The sequence below is a fragment of the Microbacterium sp. No. 7 genome, from assembly GCF_001314225.1.
In the GTDB taxonomy this organism is placed as follows: Bacteria; Actinomycetota; Actinomycetes; order Actinomycetales; family Microbacteriaceae; genus Microbacterium.
On the sequence record NZ_CP012697.1, the window covers coordinates 129,525 to 145,735 of the forward strand.

General features: G+C 68.5%; 14 protein-coding genes. 10 read left to right on the forward strand and 4 right to left on the reverse strand.

All coding sequences use genetic code 11. The annotated features are described in order from the left end of the window. Positions 1-42: 42 nt before the first annotated feature. From AOA12_RS00610 to mnhG, 6 genes are read left to right on the forward strand one after another with little or no spacing between them, the layout of a single operon-like run. Positions 43-2,958: a Na+/H+ antiporter subunit A gene (locus AOA12_RS00610; protein WP_054678723.1), complete on the forward strand. Its 2,916-nt coding sequence runs from the start codon at positions 43-45 to the stop codon at positions 2,956-2,958. Further along, positions 2,955-3,476 (forward strand): Na(+)/H(+) antiporter subunit C, encoded by a 522-nt coding sequence (locus AOA12_RS00615; RefSeq protein WP_054678726.1) that lies wholly within the window; start codon positions 2,955-2,957, stop codon positions 3,474-3,476. Before AOA12_RS00610 ends, AOA12_RS00615 begins: the two co-directional genes overlap by 4 nt. Further along, a complete protein-coding gene (locus AOA12_RS00620) occupies positions 3,473-5,044 on the forward strand; it encodes a Na+/H+ antiporter subunit D (RefSeq protein WP_054678729.1) in 1,572 nt (523 codons plus the stop codon). The genes AOA12_RS00615 and AOA12_RS00620 overlap by 4 nt, the downstream gene beginning before the upstream one ends. Further along, the gene (locus tag AOA12_RS00625) at positions 5,041-5,652 is read left to right on the forward strand and encodes a Na+/H+ antiporter subunit E (protein WP_082405837.1); all 612 of its coding nucleotides are present in this window, start codon (positions 5,041-5,043) and stop codon (positions 5,650-5,652) included. The genes AOA12_RS00620 and AOA12_RS00625 overlap by 4 nt, the downstream gene beginning before the upstream one ends. Beyond that, on the forward strand, positions 5,649-5,915 hold the full coding sequence (locus tag AOA12_RS00630; RefSeq protein WP_054678733.1) for a monovalent cation/H+ antiporter complex subunit F: 267 nt from the start codon (positions 5,649-5,651) through the stop codon (positions 5,913-5,915). Before AOA12_RS00625 ends, AOA12_RS00630 begins: the two co-directional genes overlap by 4 nt. Next, positions 5,912-6,250, forward strand: coding sequence for a monovalent cation/H(+) antiporter subunit G (gene mnhG, locus AOA12_RS00635; RefSeq protein ID WP_054678735.1), 339 nt, complete (start codon positions 5,912-5,914; stop codon positions 6,248-6,250). The genes AOA12_RS00630 and mnhG overlap by 4 nt, the downstream gene beginning before the upstream one ends. A gap of 1 nt (position 6,251) precedes the next feature. On the opposite strand, the gene AOA12_RS00640 is transcribed toward mnhG, so the two are convergent. Then, complete coding sequence (locus AOA12_RS00640; protein WP_054678737.1) at positions 6,252-7,658, reverse strand: MFS transporter; 1,407 nt, start codon at positions 7,656-7,658, stop codon at positions 6,252-6,254. A gap of 120 nt (positions 7,659-7,778) precedes the next feature. Here AOA12_RS00640 and AOA12_RS00645 point away from each other — a divergent pair, with 120 nt between their 5' ends. After that, positions 7,779-8,222 carry a MarR family winged helix-turn-helix transcriptional regulator gene (locus AOA12_RS00645; RefSeq protein ID WP_054678741.1) on the forward strand — a complete coding sequence of 148 codons (444 nt, stop codon included), beginning with the start codon at positions 7,779-7,781 and terminating at the stop codon, positions 8,220-8,222. A 270-nt stretch (positions 8,223-8,492) separates the two neighbouring features. After that, positions 8,493-8,963, forward strand: a complete 471-nt coding sequence (locus AOA12_RS22880) for a hypothetical protein (RefSeq protein WP_156366329.1) — start codon at positions 8,493-8,495, stop codon at positions 8,961-8,963. 41 nt (positions 8,964-9,004) lie between these two features. On the opposite strand, the gene AOA12_RS00650 is transcribed toward AOA12_RS22880, so the two are convergent. After that, a complete protein-coding gene (locus tag AOA12_RS00650; protein ID WP_054678746.1) occupies positions 9,005-10,240 on the reverse strand; it encodes an IS256 family transposase in 1,236 nt (411 codons plus the stop codon). A 446-nt stretch (positions 10,241-10,686) separates the two neighbouring features. Here AOA12_RS00650 and AOA12_RS00655 point away from each other — a divergent pair, with 446 nt between their 5' ends. Next, a complete protein-coding gene (locus tag AOA12_RS00655; protein ID WP_054678492.1) occupies positions 10,687-11,934 on the forward strand; it encodes an IS256 family transposase in 1,248 nt (415 codons plus the stop codon). Positions 11,935-12,665: 731 nt separating this feature from the next. On the opposite strand, the gene AOA12_RS00660 is transcribed toward AOA12_RS00655, so the two are convergent. Beyond that, a complete protein-coding gene (locus AOA12_RS00660; protein WP_054678492.1) occupies positions 12,666-13,913 on the reverse strand; it encodes an IS256 family transposase in 1,248 nt (415 codons plus the stop codon). A gap of 181 nt (positions 13,914-14,094) precedes the next feature. Here AOA12_RS00660 and AOA12_RS00665 point away from each other — a divergent pair, with 181 nt between their 5' ends. Then, complete coding sequence (locus AOA12_RS00665; protein ID WP_054678749.1) at positions 14,095-14,661, forward strand: hypothetical protein; 567 nt, start codon at positions 14,095-14,097, stop codon at positions 14,659-14,661. Positions 14,662-14,776: 115 nt separating this feature from the next. On the opposite strand, the gene AOA12_RS00670 is transcribed toward AOA12_RS00665, so the two are convergent. Continuing rightward, entirely contained in the window at positions 14,777-16,207 is a 1,431-nt protein-coding gene (locus tag AOA12_RS00670) for a phytoene desaturase family protein (protein ID WP_054678753.1), read from the reverse strand. Positions 16,208-16,211 lie beyond the last annotated feature (4 nt).

Here is a 16,211-nt window from a genome sequence, read left to right on the forward strand (position 1 = left end):
AGAAGCCACGACCCCCGCGCACATGATCCCGAGGAGGCCAGGTTGCTGATCCTCCTCGGTGCGTTCGCAGCCGTTCCGCTGTTGCTGCCGTGGTTGATCCATCGCTTCGGGCCCCGCGCATTCCTCCTCGGGGCGCTCGTGCCGACCATCGCCTTCGCGCACGCGATCGCGCAGGCGCCGCTCGTGCTCGGCGGCGAGGTGCCGTTCGAGACCTACCGGTGGATCCCGCAGCTCGGCCTCGAGCTGTCGATGCGCATGGACGTCCTCGGCTGGGTGCTCGCGCTCATCGTGACCGGCGTCGGGGCGCTCGTCCTGTTCTACTGCCGCTGGTACTTCGCCGGCAAGAGCAAGGGCGTACCGCTGTTCGCCGCGGTGCTGCTCGCCTTCTCGGGCGCGATGTACGGGCTCGTGCTCACCGACGACATCGTCGTGCTCGTGATGTTCTGGGAGATCACGAGCATCCTCTCCTATCTGCTCATCGGCTTCTACCACCAGCGCGGCGCGAGCCGTCGTGCGGCGCTGCAGGCGCTGCTCGTGACGACGCTCGGCGGCCTCGTGATGTTCGTGGGCGTCGTGATCCTCGTCGTGCACTTCGGCACCACGAGCATGAGCACGATCGTCGAGGCCTGGTCGACATCGCCGACGGCGTCGGGCGACGGCCTGCTGAACACGGCCGCCGTGCTGCTGCTCGTCGGCGCGCTCAGCAAGTCGGCGATCTTCCCCTTCCACTTCTGGCTGCCCGGCGCGATGGCCGCGCCCACGCCGGTGAGCGCGTACCTGCACGCCGCGGCGATGGTCAAGGCGGGCATCTACCTCATCGCGCGGTTCGCGCCCATCGCCACCGTCGCCGAGCCCTGGCGTCCCATCGTCATCACGCTCGGCGTGTTCACGATGCTGCTGGGCGGCGTGCAGGCGCTGCGCGAGTCGGACCTCAAGCGCATCCTCGCGTTCGGCACCGTCAGCCAGCTGGGCATGCTGACCGTCGTGCTCGGCTTCGGCACGCGCGACGCCGCCCTCGCGGGGCTCGCGCTGCTGCTCGGGCACGCGCTGTTCAAGTCGTCGCTGTTCCTGATCGTCGGCGTCATCGACCGTCAGCTCGCCACGCGCGACATCGAGGAGCTCAGCGGCGTCGGACGGCAGGCGCCGACGCTCGCGACGTTCGCGATCGTCGCCGTCTGCTCGATGGCGGGCATCATCCCCACGATCGGCTTCGTGGCGAAGGAGGCCGCGCTCACCTCGTTGCTGGAGGGCGGCACCGACGGCATCGCGCCGCTGATCGGCATCGTGCTGGGCTCGGCGCTCACCGCCGCCTACGGCATGCGCTTCGTCTGGGGCGCGTTCTGGACCAAGAAGGATGCCGAGGGCGCCGCGAAGCCGCGCACCGAGTGGCCCGACCCGCCCATCGGCTTCCTGATCTCGCCCATCGTGCTGAGCGGGCTCACGCTCGTCGCGGGCATCGCGGCGCCCTTCGTCGACCGCGCGCTCACGGGCTACGCCGACGCGGTGCCCGGCGACGGCCACTACCATCTGGCGCTCTGGCACGGCCTCGAGCCCGCCCTGTTCCTCTCGCTCGGCAGCATCGCCGTGGGCGCCCTCGTGTTCTGGCTCGTGCAGGTGACGCACTGGCACTCGCGCGCCCTGCCGTTCACGGCCAACGACGCCTACAACGCGGTGCTGCGCGGCATCCTGCGCCTCTCGGTCGCCGTCACGTCGGCGACGCAGCGCGGCTCGCTGCCCGTCTACGTCGGCACGATCCTCGTGGTGTTCATCGCCGCCGAGGGCACCGTGCTGCTCGCGAGCCCCGAGTGGCGCCTCGACTTCGCCCCCTGGCAGCACGAGATGCAGCTCATGGTGGCGCCGCTCATGATCGTCGCGGGCCTCATCGCGGTGCGCGCCCGAAAGCGCTACACGGGCGTCGTGCTCGTGTCGGTCACGGGGCTCGGCATGGTGCTGCTGTTCGCCACGAGCGGCGCGCCCGACCTCGCGCTCACGCAGATCCTCGTCGAGACGGTCACCCTCGTGACCTTCGCGCTCGTGCTGCGCCGCATCCCCTCGCGCATGGGCGAGCACAACGCGTCGGTGCTGCCGATCGTGCGCGCCGTGATCGGCGTGGGCGTGGGCGTCACGATGGCCGTCGTCGCCCTCGTCGCGACCGGCGCGCGCATCGCCGAGCCCATCTCGCAGGCGTTCCCCGACCTCGCCTACGAGATCGGCCACGGCAAGAACGTCGTCAACGTCGCGCTCGTCGACCTGCGCGGCTGGGACACGATGGGCGAGCTGTCGGTGCTCGTGCTCGCCGCCACGGGCGTGTCGTCGCTCGTCTTCGTCACGCACCGCTTCGACCTGCTCTCGCGCACGATCTCGTCGCTGCCGACGGCCGCGATCCGCACGCGCCGGCCGCTCGTCGAGACCGCCGACGGCCCCCGGCCGCGCCAGGCGGGCAGCGGGCGGTCGCGTCAGGCGTGGCTCGTGGGCGGCCAGAAGGTCAACCCCGAGAACCGCTCGATCATGCTCGAAGTGGTCGTGCGCATCCTCTTCCACACGATCATCGTCGTGTCCATCTACCTGCTCTTCGCGGGCCACAACCTTCCCGGCGGCGGGTTCGCGGGCGGTCTCGTCGCGGGCATGGCGCTCGTCATGCGCTACGTCGCGGGCGGCCGCTACGAGCTCGGGGCCGCCGCGCCCACCGACGCCGGGCGCCTGCTCGGCGCGGGCATGGTGCTCGCCGTCGGCACGGCGGTCGCGCCGCTGCTGTTCGGCCAGGCGCCGCTCACCAGCAGCTTCTGGGAGACGGAGATCCCCGGCATCGGCCACGTCGAGTTCGTCACCTCGACCCTCTTCGACATCGGCGTATACCTCGTCGTCATCGGGCTCGTGCTCGACGTGCTGCGCTCGCTGGGCGCCGAGGTCGACCGCCAGGCGCAGGAGGAGCGCGAGCGCGGGGTGGTGCGCCGATGACCGTCTCGCTCACCCTCGTCGTCATCATGGCGGTGCTGTTCGCCGCGGGCGTCTACGCGATGCTGGAGCGCAGCCTCACGCGCGTGCTCATCGGCTTCCTGCTGCTCGGCAACGCGGCCAACCTGTTCCTGCTGATCGTCATGGGAGCCCCGGGCGTCGCCCCCTTCTTCGGCGCGGCCGAGCCCGAGGGCATGAGCGACCCGCTGCCGCAGGCGCTCACCCTCACGGCCATCGTCATCACGTTCGCCGTCTCGGCGTTCCTGCTCGCGCTCATCTACCGGTCGTGGCAGCTCGGACAGGCCGACACCGTCGAGGACGACGAGGCCGACATCGAGGTGCGCGAGCGCGCCATCGAGGACGAGGAGCAGATGGACGACGAGATCACCGAGGCCGACGACGACGCCACGACCGACTTCGTCGACGACGCGACGGGTCCCATCGTCGCGCTGCACCACCGTGATCTCGATGCCATCATCGACGACGCCCCGGTCGACCGTCCGGGGGGTGAGCGCCGGTGAGCGCGCTGGTCCCCCTGCTCGTCGCGGTGCCGCTGCTCGGCGCGGCGATCGCCCTCGTGTTCGGCCGTCGCCGCCGCGTGCAGGTCGGCGTGTCGGTGGCATCCCTCACCGTCACGATGATCATCGCGTCGGTGCTGCTCTACACGGTCGACTCGACGGGCCTGCCGATCGCGGTGTCGGTGGGCGGATGGCCGGTGCCGTTCGGCATCGTGCTGTACGTCGACCACCTGTCGGCCCTGCTCGTGGTCGTCTCGTCGATCGTGCTGCTCGCGGTGCTGCTCTTCTCGGTGGGCCAGGGCGCCGCCGACGGCGACGACGAGACGCCGGTCACGATCTTCCACCCCTCGTACCTGATCCTCGCGGCGGGCATCTTCAACGCGTTCATCGCGGGCGACCTGTTCAACCTCTACGTCGGCTTCGAGATCCTGCTCGTCGCGTCGTACGTGCTCATCACGCTCGGCTCGACGCAGTCGCGCATCCGCGCGGGCGTCGTGTACATCGTCGTGTCGCTGGTGTCGTCGATCCTCTTCCTCTCGGCGATCGCCGCGATCTACGGCGCCGTCGGCACCGTCAACATGGCGCAGCTGGCCGAGCGTCTCAGCGAGCTGCCCGACGAGGTGCAGCTCGTGCTGCACCTGCTGCTGCTGCTCGCGTTCAGCATCAAGGCCGCGGTCTTCCCGCTCTCGTTCTGGCTGCCCGACTCGTATCCGACGGCTCCCGCGCCCGTCACGGCCGTGTTCGCGGGCCTGCTGACCAAGGTCGGCGTCTACGCCATGATCCGCACGGAGACGCAGCTCTTCCTCGACAGCGACGTGAACACGCTCCTGCTCATCGTCGCGCTCGCGACGCTCATCGTCGGGGTGCTCGGCGCCGTCGCGCAGGCCGAGCTCAAACGCATCCTGTCGTTCACGCTCGTCAGTCACATCGGCTATCTCGTGTTCGGGCTCGCGATCGCCACGCCCGTCGCGCTGGGCGCCACGATCTACTACATGATCCACCACATCGTGGTGCAGACGACGCTGTTCCTCGCCGTGGGCCTCGTCGAGCGGCGCGCCGGCTCGACGTCGATCCTGCGGGTCAAGGGGCTCATGCGCGCGGCCCCGCTGCTCGCCGTGCTGTACTTCATCCCCGCGGTGAACCTCGGCGGCATCCCGCCGTTCTCGGGATTCATCGGCAAGTTCTCGCTGTTCAACGCGGCGGCCGAGGTGGGCACGCCGATCATGTACGTGCTCATCGTGGGCGGCATCGTCACGTCTCTGCTCACGCTGTACGCGCTCATGCGCGCGTGGAACCTGTCGTTCTGGCGCGAGGACGACGAGCACCTCGACGAGCTCGTCGGCGCGGGCACCGACCGCATCTCGTACCTCGGTAACGCGCCCGCCGCGTCGGTGCAGACCGAGACCCGGGTGATCCCGCGTATCATGACGGCCACGACGACGGGGATGGTCGCGCTCACGGTGTGCCTGACGATCTTCGCCGGTCCGCTCTACGACATCTGCGCGCGCGCGGGTGCGGCTCTCGTCACCCCCGTGACCATCCACCAGCTCGACGAGGAGGTGCAGCAGTGAGCCCCGACATCAAGCGCAACGCCTTCGAGATCCTGTGGCGGCAGCTGCCGTTCTTCGTGTGGCTCGTCGCGGTCTGGATGCTGCTGTGGGGCCAGTTCACGGTGCTCGCCGCGCTCACGGGCATCGTCGTCGCCCTCTTCGTCACGACCGTGTTCCGGCTCCCGCCCGTGGAGCTGTCGGGCCGCGTCAACCTCTGGTACGGCTTCGTGTTCATCGTCACGTTCCTGTGGGCGCTCGTGCGCGGCTCGCTGACGGTGGCGTGGCAGGTGCTCAATCCCTGGAGCTACCCGGGCACCGCGATCATCGGCGTGCAGATGCGCTCCGCCGACGACCTCATCATGACCCACGTCGCGGTGACCGCGTCGCTCATCCCCGGTTCGCTCATCGTCGACACCGACCGCGACCGGCACATCCTCTACCTGCACGTGATCGGCGTGCGCGACGACGCCGACGTCGAGCAGCAGCGCCGCGCGGTCGAGCGCTGGGAGAAGCGCATCGTGCGGGCCGTGGGCAGCCGCGCCCAGGTGGCGCTGTTCGACGGACCGGGTGCCGGTGCCGTGGGCACCGGCGCCGGCGGCCGTGCGGGCGAGGGGAGCGGCATCCGATGAGCGTTCTGCTGCTGGTCATCTACGTCGTCTTCGCGCTCGCCGCGCTGCTCACGGTGTGGCGCATCATCACGGGCCCGTCGATCCTCGACCGCGCGGTCGCCTCGGACGTGCTGATGACGCTCGTGCTGTGCGTGCTGGGCGCCGACATGGCGATCAACCATCACACGCGCAGTCTGCCGGTGCTGCTCATCATCGCCGCCGTGGGCGTGTTCGGGTCGATCTCGATCGCGCGCTTCGTGGCGAGAAGGGACAACAAGCCATGAACGAGCTGCTCGATCTCATCGCCGTCGTGCTCATCCTCATCGGCGCGCTGCTGTGCCTCACGGCCGCGATCGGCCTGCTGCGGTTCCGCGACGTCCCCACCCGCCTGCACGCGGCGACCAAGCCGCAGGTGCTCGGCCTCATCCTCATCTGTCTCGCGGTCGCGCTGTCGCTGCGCTCGTGGCCCGTCGTGACGTTCCTCGTCGTCGTCGTGATCGTGCAGCTGGCGACCGCGCCGCTCTCGGCGCACATGGTCGGCCGCCAGGCCTACCGCAACGGCACGATCGACGAGTCCTCGCTGTACGCCGACGAGCTGGCCGAGAAGAAGCGGCGCTGAGTCACCGCGCCGGCCGGGGGAGGAACGCCGCGAGCACGGCGGCGCCGACCGCGACGCCGCTGCCGATGAGCAGGCCGAGACGGATGCCGTCGAACGTCGGCACCGCGTGGCCCGCGACGACGACGCTGAACTGCGCGAGCACGACGCCGATCACGGCTCCCGACGTCGCGGTGCCGAACGAGCGCATGAGGGAGTTGAAGCTGTTCGCGGCGGCCCGGTCGCTCGCGGGGGTGGCGGCCATGATCACCGCGGGCATCGCGCCGTAGGCGAAGCCGACGCCCGCGCTCACGATGCTGCTCGTGACCGCGAGCGCGACGAGCGATCCGGCCAGCAGCGTCGACAGCGCATAGCCGGCGGCGATGATGGCCGAGCCGACGATGAGCGTCGTGCGGGGTCCGCGGGCGCGGGTGAGGCGCGCTCCCAGCGGAGACAGCGCCATCATGGCGATGCCCGTGGGCGCCATCCACAGCCCCATCTGCAGCATGCTCTGCCCGTGTCCGTAGCCCGTCTCGGCGGGCAGCTGCATGAGCTGCGGCACGATGAGCGACTGCGCGAACATCGCGAACCCGACGAGCACCGACGCGATGTTGGTGAGCAGCACGGGGCGGCGCGCCGTGGCGCGCAGGTCGATCATCGCGTGCGGCGTGCGCAGCTCCCACCATCCCCACAGCGCCAGCACGACGACCGCGCCCACGAGCAGCGCGACGACGACGGCGCTCGCCCAGCCCCACTCGTTTCCCTTCGACACGCCCAGCAGCAGCGCCACGAGTCCCGCGGCCAGCAGCAATGCGCCGAGGTAGTCGAATCGTCGCCGAGCCGGCGGCGCAGGGGCCTGGGCGTCGCGCCGTGCGGGGATGACGAGCCACATCGCGACGATCACCAGCAGCGCGAGCGTCGCGACCGACGCGAACATGACGCGCCACGTGGCGAACTGCGCGACCGCGGCGGCGATCGGCAGGCCGACGGCGCCGCCGACGCCGAGCGAGGCGCTCGTGAGGGCGACGGCGCCGGGCACCTTCCGGGGAGGCAGCAGCTCGTGCAGCACGCTGACGCCCAGCGGGATCGTGCCGGTCGCGAGGCCCTGCAGCGCCCGGCCCACGATCATCGGCGCGAGCGAGGTCGACAGCGCGCACAGCGCGGAGCCGATCACGAGCGGCAGCAGGGCGATCAGCAGCATCCGCTTCTTGCCGTACATGTCGGCCAGGCGTCCGACGATCGGCGTCGACACCGCCGCCGTCAGCAGGGTCACGGTGATGATCCACGAGGCGTTGGAGGGGGTGGTGTCGAAGATGGCGGGCAGCTGTGCGATCAGCGGCACCACGATCGTCTGGGTCAGCGAGCCCAGGATGCCGCCGATCACGAGCACCGTGATCAGGGGTCCGCTGCGCACGTTCTCGTGGGGATCCATCCACATCTCCTCAGGCCTCGTCACCCGTGATGTGCGTCATGCACAGTATGTGCATCATACACATCGCTAGACTGGGGCCTTCCGCGCCGGAGGCGCGAGCCGCGACGGGATGGTGTGAGCATGGATGCCTCGATCGCTCGCATCGAGCGGGAGTTCATGCTGATCGGACGGCACCAGACCGCGATCTCGCGGCATCCCGACGGCATCCATCGCAGTGCCATCACGCTGCTCGCCTGCCTCGACGCCGGCGGGCCGATGAGCATCGCGGAGCTCGCCGCGGCCCTGGGGCTCGACGCGTCGACGTTGAACCGGCAGACGTCGTCGCTCTGCCGCACCGGCCTCGCCGAGCGCATCCCCGACCCCGACGGCGGCATCGCACGCAAGTTCCGCATCACCGCCGAGGGCACGCGCCGCCTCCGGCAGGAGCGCGAGGCCAACCGCCGCATCCTGGGGCGCCTGCTGAACGAGTGGGATGCCGACGACCTCGCGGCGCTCGCCGAGCTGCTCGAGCGGCTCAACACCGAGATCGAGGCGCACAGCGGCCGCCCCTGGCCCCGCACCTGACGCCCTCGCCGGGTCTCCGTGCCGGCGCGCGAACGCTTCGAGCCGGCAACGGCGCCGGCATCCTGCATCGGCGGCAGAGTCATTCGCCGCCGGTGCAGGAAGCAGCAGCCTTCACCGGAGGTGTCTGCGGGTTACGCCCCAGGGTCGGGTTCGCCGTCGGCCGTACGAACAGCGGATGCAGAACTTGTCGCGATGTGTGGATGTACATCATCCGTTGACCACTCGATCAAAGCGGGCTAACATCAACAGATCATACAAAGGGGGTCCTAAATGGAAAGATCGCGGAAACAGAAGCTGCTTACAAGAGCAGTTGTTGCTCTGTTCAGTGCTGCTTGCTTGGCGGTCGGGGTGGTGCACGTAGCGGAAGGGGCGGAACTCCCGGTCACCGTATCGATAGCTGATAAAGAATTTTTTGTTTCTGCTACCGGGAAAGTCGTTCATCGTGTGGGAGACGCGGGAGAGAGCCTCGAGTTGTGGACTCGGGATGATGGTTCGGCGATGACGGTTCACCGGTATCAGGGTGTTCCGCGAAGCGATGGATTCGTATCTCCCGATGAGTACTCAAAGCAGCAACAGGAAGTCACCGACGAGTGGGGTGTCGATCTCAGTCGAACCGAGGAAGTGCAGTATTTCTCGGCCGACGAAGTGCAGGTTGATCCGGATGCTCTTGTTCCTCGGATTATCATCGCCGCGACCGCGTCATCTATTTCCGTTGCATGGAACGAGGTGACGTCCCGCTGAGTGGTGGAGTTTCTCGACACCGTGCGGTCAGTTGGGTTTGATTATGCCGCAGCGATTTCGGGGATGACCACCTCCTCGATGTGGGCGGTGTTCATGGCGTCGAGTTGCCGCATGGAGTGCTCGGAGAAGTAGCGGCGGTCGCCGGCTTCCCATTCGTCGTGCTGCTCGACCAGGACCGCGCCGGCCAGGCGCAGCAGCGCGGCGGGGTTGGGGAACACCCCGACCACGTCGGTGCGACGCTTGATCTCCTTGTTCACCCGTTCCAGCGGGTTCGTGGACCAGATCTGCCGCCAGTGCTTCTGCGGGAACCCAGTGAACGCGAGCAGGTCGTCTCGTGCGTCGGAGAGCATCTCGGCAACCTTCGGGTGCGACCGGTCGAGCATGCGGACGACTTCGTCGAACTGGGCCTGAACATGCTCCTTGTCGGGTTGGGCGAAGATCGTGCGGATGATCGAGGCGACCATCTCGCCGCTGGCCTTGGGCACCACCGCGAGGACGTTGCGCATGAAGTGCACCCGGCAGCGTTGCCAGGCGGCGCCCTGCAGAACGGTGCTGATCGCTTTCTTCAGCCCGGTGTGGGCGTCGGAGATCACCAGTTGCGTGCCGGCCAGCCCACGGGCCTTCAGAGAGCGCAGGAAGCTGGTCCAGAACGGCTCACTCTCGGTGTCGCCGACGTCGAAGCCGAGCACTTCGCGGCGTCCGTCTGCGGCGACGCCGACGGCGACGACGATCGCCTGCGACACCACCCGATGATTCACTCGTGCTTTGCAGTAGGTGGCGTCGAGGAACACATACGGGTAGCCCATCGTCGCAAGATCGCGGTCGCGGAACGCGGCGACCTCGGCGTCCAGGTCGGCGCAGATCCTGGACACCTCGGACTTCGAGATCCCGGTGTCGGCGCCGAGCGCCTTCACCAGGTCGTCGACCTTCCTCGTGGAGACGCCGTGCAGGTAGGCCTCCATCACCACCGCGAACAGTGCCTGATCGACGCGGCGACGTCGCTCCAGCAGCGACGGGAAGAACGTCCCCTGCCGCAGCTTCGGGATCCGCAGCTCCAGATCCCCGGCGGTCGTGGACAGGGTCCTCGGTCGGGAGCCGTTGCGCTGTGTCGTCCGGGTGGACGACCGTTCGAACGGGGCGGCACCGATCAACGCGGTCGCTTCCGCGTTGATCAGCTCCTGGTAGAGCGTCTCGGTCGCGACCCGGATCCGGTCGGTGACATCGGTGAGTTTCAGTTCCCCGAGCAGCTCGAGCAGGGCAGACTGGTCAAGAGCCATCGTGCGTTTGTGTCCTTCCGTGAGTTTCCTAGACAGTTCTCACTGACCATCGCACGATGGCTCACCACGTTCACGACGTGACACTCGAGCCCGAGAACTACACCACTCCCAGGGACGTCACCTGGAACGAAGAGGATCGAAGGGGGAACAGATCGGTATACGTCGACGGAAGAAAGGTGGGGACGTCTGCGACCGGATCGTACGTCATCAGCGGTCTTCGCCCTTCACACAGCTACGATGTATCAGTTCTCTCCGAGCCCGCGGAGAAGGAAGCCTATGAGTCGCACCTAGTAAGGTCTACTTCGATCCAAGCGACAATCTCGACAGTAGTGCCCCTTAACGTGGTGTAGCGCGCGGTGGCTGCCGGTCCTGTCTTGGACGTGGGCGCGGTCACCGTGTGATCCTTCGAGGAAACTCTCACATCCCACTCGAAAGGCATCATCACGATGACCGCACCTCATATTGTCGACCCTGCCCGCCTGCTCGGTGAAGCCCTTGCCGACGGATCTCCCGATCTGATGCGGCAGTTGCTGCAGACGATGATCAACGCGCTGCTGTCCGCCGACGCGGACGCTGTTGTCGGCGCCGAATGGGGCAAGCCCAGCCCCGACCGCACCGCCCAACGCAACGGCTACCGGCACCGCGACCTGGACACTCGTGTCGGCACGATCGACGTTCAGATCCCGAAGCTGCGCACCGGAACCTACTTCCCGGAGTGGTTGCTGGAGCGCCGTAAGCGGGCCGAGACGGCGCTGATCACCGTGGTCGCGGACTGCTACCTCGCCGGCGTCTCCACCCGACGGATGGACAAGCTCGTGAAGACTCTCGGGATCCACTCGCTGTCGAAGTCGCAGGTCTCGCGGATGGCGGCGGACCTCGACGAGCACGTCGACCAGTTCCGTCACCGCCCGCTCGATGATGCAGGCCCGTTCACGTTCGTCGCCGCCGACGCGCTCACCATGAAGGTCCGCGAAGGCGGCCGCGTGATCAACGCGGTCGTGCTCATCGCGACCGGCGTGAATGGGGACGGGCATCGCGAAGTCCTCGGCCTGCGCGTGGCGACCAGCGAGACCGGGGCGGCCTGGAACTCGTTCTTCGCCGACCTCGTCGCCCGCGGCCTCGGCGGGGTCCGCCTGGTCACCTCCGACGCGCACGCCGGGCTGGTGGAAGCGATCTCGGCGAACCTGCCCGGAGCTGTCTGGCAGAGATGCAGAACCCACTACGCGGCGAACCTGATGAGCGTGACACCGAAGGCCATGTGGCCGGCGGTGAAAGCGATGCTGCACTCCGTCTACGACCAGCCCGACAAGGACGCCGTGCACGCCCAGTTCGACCGGCTGCTGGACTACGTCGACGGGAAACTCCCCGACGCGTTCGAGCACCTCGACGCCGCGAGGGCGGACATCCTCGCGTTCACCGGGTTCCCCGACGGGCTCTGGCAGCAGATTTGGTCGAACAATCCGAACGAGCGCCTCAACCGGGAGATCCGCCGCCGCACCGATTCCGTGGGCATCTTCCCCAATCGCGACGCGATCATCCGCCTCGTCGGCGCGGTCCTCGCCGAGCAGACTGACGAATGGGTCGAGGGCCGCCGCTACCTCGGCCTCGAGATCCTTGCCAAGTCCCGCCTCACCCTCGTCGCCGACACCGGAGAGGAGGTGAACACCGACACCGTCCTCGAGCTCAGCGCCTAACCGAAATCAACAACAGAAGGATCACCGTCCGCTACACCACGTCCCGGGGCTTGACCATCTCGACTACCCCCGAAGCGTGGTCTTCCGAGACCGAAGCGCGAGTGCTCGCCGCAATGAGCCAACCTGCTGTCTCTGCATACAACCACAAGGCGTTCATCCAGAACTCGCGTGTCGCCTTGAACTGGTATCAGCAAATCGGTTGCGGCGGGGCGCCTTGGGAGGGGGCGCAGCACGGAGGTGACAATCGCGGTTTTGTCGTACCTACGACGGCAAACCCTAAGCTCAGTCACCCTGACTATCGAACTAGCGTTCACTTCTGGGTGAACTGGCAGGGAACTCCTGCGCTTGGATTCGCCAAGAGCGTCAATCCGTCCCGGAAGTATGTCAACAATGTTCTCGTTGAAACGCGTGTCGCGGGAATGGGGAACGTCTACGCCTCCAACGGAATTCGTTCCGGTAGTTACGCGAGCACCGACATCAATCATGACGTCGGCAATCCGTTCTGCACGGTCGGATCGATCTGGTACGCGGAGCACGTCGGCTTGTGGAGATCGGGTATGGTCGAGGTCTTCGGAGAGTCCTACAGAGTTCCTCACCATGAGGCATACTTCTATCCCGGGTACGGAACTCCTATCTGGCGTACATTGTTGCGGACGACGAACGTCGGCTTTGATTGGTCAAGCCCCGGGACGTGGTGTAGCGGACGGTGATCCTTCTGTTGTTGATTTCGGTTAGGCGCTGAGCTCGAGGACGGTGTCGGTGTTCACCTCCTCTCCGGTGTCGGCGACGAGGGTGAGGCGGGACTTGGCAAGGATCTCGAGGCCGAGGTAGCGGCGGCCCTCGACCCATTCGTCAGTCTGCTCGGCGAGGACCGCGCCGACGAGGCGGATGATCGCGTCGCGATTGGGGAAGATGCCCACGGAATCGGTGCGGCGGCGGATCTCCCGGTTGAGGCGCTCGTTCGGATTGTTCGACCAAATCTGCTGCCAGAGCCCGTCGGGGAACCCGGTGAACGCGAGGATGTCCGCCCTCGCGGCGTCGAGGTGCTCGAACGCGTCGGGGAGTTTCCCGTCGACGTAGTCCAGCAGCCGGTCGAACTGGGCGTGCACGGCGTCCTTGTCGGGCTGGTCGTAGACGGAGTGCAGCATCGCTTTCACCGCCGGCCACATGGCCTTCGGTGTCACGCTCATCAGGTTCGCCGCGTAGTGGGTTCTGCATCTCTGCCAGACAGCTCCGGGCAGGTTCGCCGAGATCGCTTCCACCAGCCCGGCGTGCGCGTCGGAGGTGACCAGGCGGACCCCGCCGAGGCCGCGGGCGACGAGGTCGGCGAAGAACGAGTTCCAGGCCGCCCCGGTCTCGCTGGTCGCCACGCGCAGGCCGAGGACTTCGCGATGCCCGTCCCCATTCACGCCGGTCGCGATGAGCACGACCGCGTTGATCACGCGGCCGCCTTCGCGGACCTTCATGGTGAGCGCGTCGGCGGCGACGAACGTGAACGGGCCTGCATCATCGAGCGGGCGGTGACGGAACTGGTCGACGTGCTCGTCGAGGTCCGCCGCCATCCGCGAGACCTGCGACTTCGACAGCGAGTGGATCCCGAGAGTCTTCACGAGCTTGTCCATCCGTCGGGTGGAGACGCCGGCGAGGTAGCAGTCCGCGACCACGGTGATCAGCGCCGTCTCGGCCCGCTTACGGCGCTCCAGCAACCACTCCGGGAAGTAGGTTCCGGTGCGCAGCTTCGGGATCTGAACGTCGATCGTGCCGACACGAGTGTCCAGGTCGCGGTGCCGGTAGCCGTTGCGTTGGGCGGTGCGGTCGGGGCTGGGCTTGCCCCATTCGGCGCCGACAACAGCGTCCGCGTCGGCGGACAGCAGCGCGTTGATCATCGTCTGCAGCAACTGCCGCATCAGATCGGGAGATCCGTCGGCAAGGGCTTCACCGAGCAGGCGGGCAGGGTCGACAATATGAGGTGCGGTCATCGTGATGATGCCTTTCGAGTGGGATGTGAGAGTTTCCTCGAAGGATCACACGGTGACCGCGCCCACGTCCAAGACAGGACCGGCAGCCACCGCGCGCTACACCACGTTAAGGGGCACTACTCTTTGATTGCCTGACAGGAATATGCGGAACGTTTCCCTACTGGGAGTTTATGGATCTTCCGTGACGGGGGAGTGCATCATCCGCATGAAGCAAGGTCGCACCGACGCAGGAGACGCCACGCGCACTCGGCGTTGGACACGCCTGGTCACGCAGGTTGTGGGGATCGAGGCCGCGCTGATCCTGGGACTCGCCGTCGTGGTGCTGGTCAATCTCGAGAACGGTCTCGGAGCGTCGCCTTTCGAGTTCGTCTCGGATGTCGCGATCCTCGGACTTCCCTTCGTCGTGCTCGTCGCGATGTCGTGGATGCGGGTCGTCGCGCGTACGGCTGAGGAGAGCAACCGGGTTGTCTCCCTTACGCTGACCGCGGCGGCGCTGTTCGCCGTGGCCGGCGGTGTTCTCGTCGGACTCTTCGAGGCATTCAGGCAGGCGAATCCCTTCGCGGCGCTGTTGCCGGGGACCCTCGCTGCTCTCGCCGGAGTCTGGTGCGGGGCGATATCCCAGCCGTGGGTGGCCGTCATGGAGCGCCGACGCTGGGTCGCGATCGCAACGGGCGTGGCGGTGACTCTCGTGGTCGGTGCGGGCCTTGTTCGGCTGGTTCTGCGTGCGTCGGGGCTCCTTCACGGCTGACGCGCGTCCGAGGACGTGACATCCTTCGAGGCTTGGCGCCGGCATCCTGCATCGGCGGCAGAGTCATTCGCCGCCGGTGCAGGAAGCAGCAGCCTTCAGCGGACGTGTCTGCGGGTTACGTCCCCAGCTCCGGGGCGGTGCGGATGCCGAAGACGTCGCGCAGGGCGCAGCGGGCGGCCAGCCATCCCGACTGGCCGTGCACGCCGGGGCCCGGCGCGGTCGAGGCGCCGCACAGGTAGACGCCGGGCAGCGGCGTGCGCCACGGCGCCGGGCTCGCCACGGGCCGCGCGAACAGCTGACCCAGGGTCGCGGCCCCGGCCGCGATGTCGCCGCCGACGTAGTTCGGGTTCTCGGTGGCGACCTGCGCGGCCGAGCGCGCGTGATGCGCGATGACGACGTCGCGGATGCCGGGCGCGTGCTCCTCGAGCGCGGTGAGGATCGTCTCGGTCGGGTCGCGGTCGGACCCCGAGGGCATGTGCGCGTAGGCCCACAGCGTGTGCGCGTCGCCGGGGGCGCGCGAGGCGTCGAACAGCGAGGGCTGCGCGACGATCGTGAAGGGCCGCTCCGCGTGCCGGCCCCGCAGCACGGCGTCCTCGGCGCGGGCGATCTGCGCGCGGGTGCCGCCGAGGTGCACGGTGCCCGCGCGCGCCAGCTCGGGATCGCGCCACGGCACGGGCGCCGACAGTGCGAGGTCGAGCTTGGCGATGCCGGGCCCGTAGCGGAAGCGCTCGTAGCGACGCCGGGCGCGCGCCGGCATCCGCGCCCCCGCGAGGCGCACGAACGCGCGGGGCGTGACGTCGAGCACGATCGCGGTCGCATCGAGCTCGTCGAGGCTCGTCACCTCGTGTCCCGTCACGACCTCGCCGCCGTGCGCCACGAGATCGGCCACCAGGGCGTCGACGATCGCCTGCGAGCCGCCGACGGGAACGGGCCAGCCGCCCGCGTGGGCGTGCGCCGTGAGCATGAGGCCCGCGCCGGCCCCCGCGAGGCTCGGCTGCCGCACGATCGCGTGCGCCGCGGCACCCGTGAGCAGCGCGGGCGCGACCTCGTCGCGGAAGCGTGCGCCGCGGCCCTCGACGAACGAGCGGATGCCGAACCGTGCGAGCAGCACGGGATGCCGGGGCACCGCCAGCAGCGGCGCGAGGGTCACCTCGGCGACCTCCGCGGCGTGCGACGCGAGCGGCCGCACGAGCGCCCGGTACAGGCGCGCGTCCCGGCCCAGCCCGTCGGCCGTGCGCTCCAGATCGCGGTAGGCGATGCCGGATCGGCCGTCCGGCAGCGGGTGCGCGAACGAGACCTCGGGCGTCACGAACGGCACGCGCCCGGTCAGGCCGAACGCGCGGAAGAACGGCGAGGCCACCGCCATCGGATGCACCGCCGAGCAGACGTCGTGCCGGAATCCCGGCAGCGTGAGCTCCGCGGTGCGCGACCCGCCCCCGGCGGTCGCCGCCCGCTCGTACACCCGCACGCGCAGGCCCGCACGGGCGAGCGTGACGGCCGCCGCGAGCCCGTTCGGGCCGGCGCCGACGACCGCGACGTCCGTCATGCGG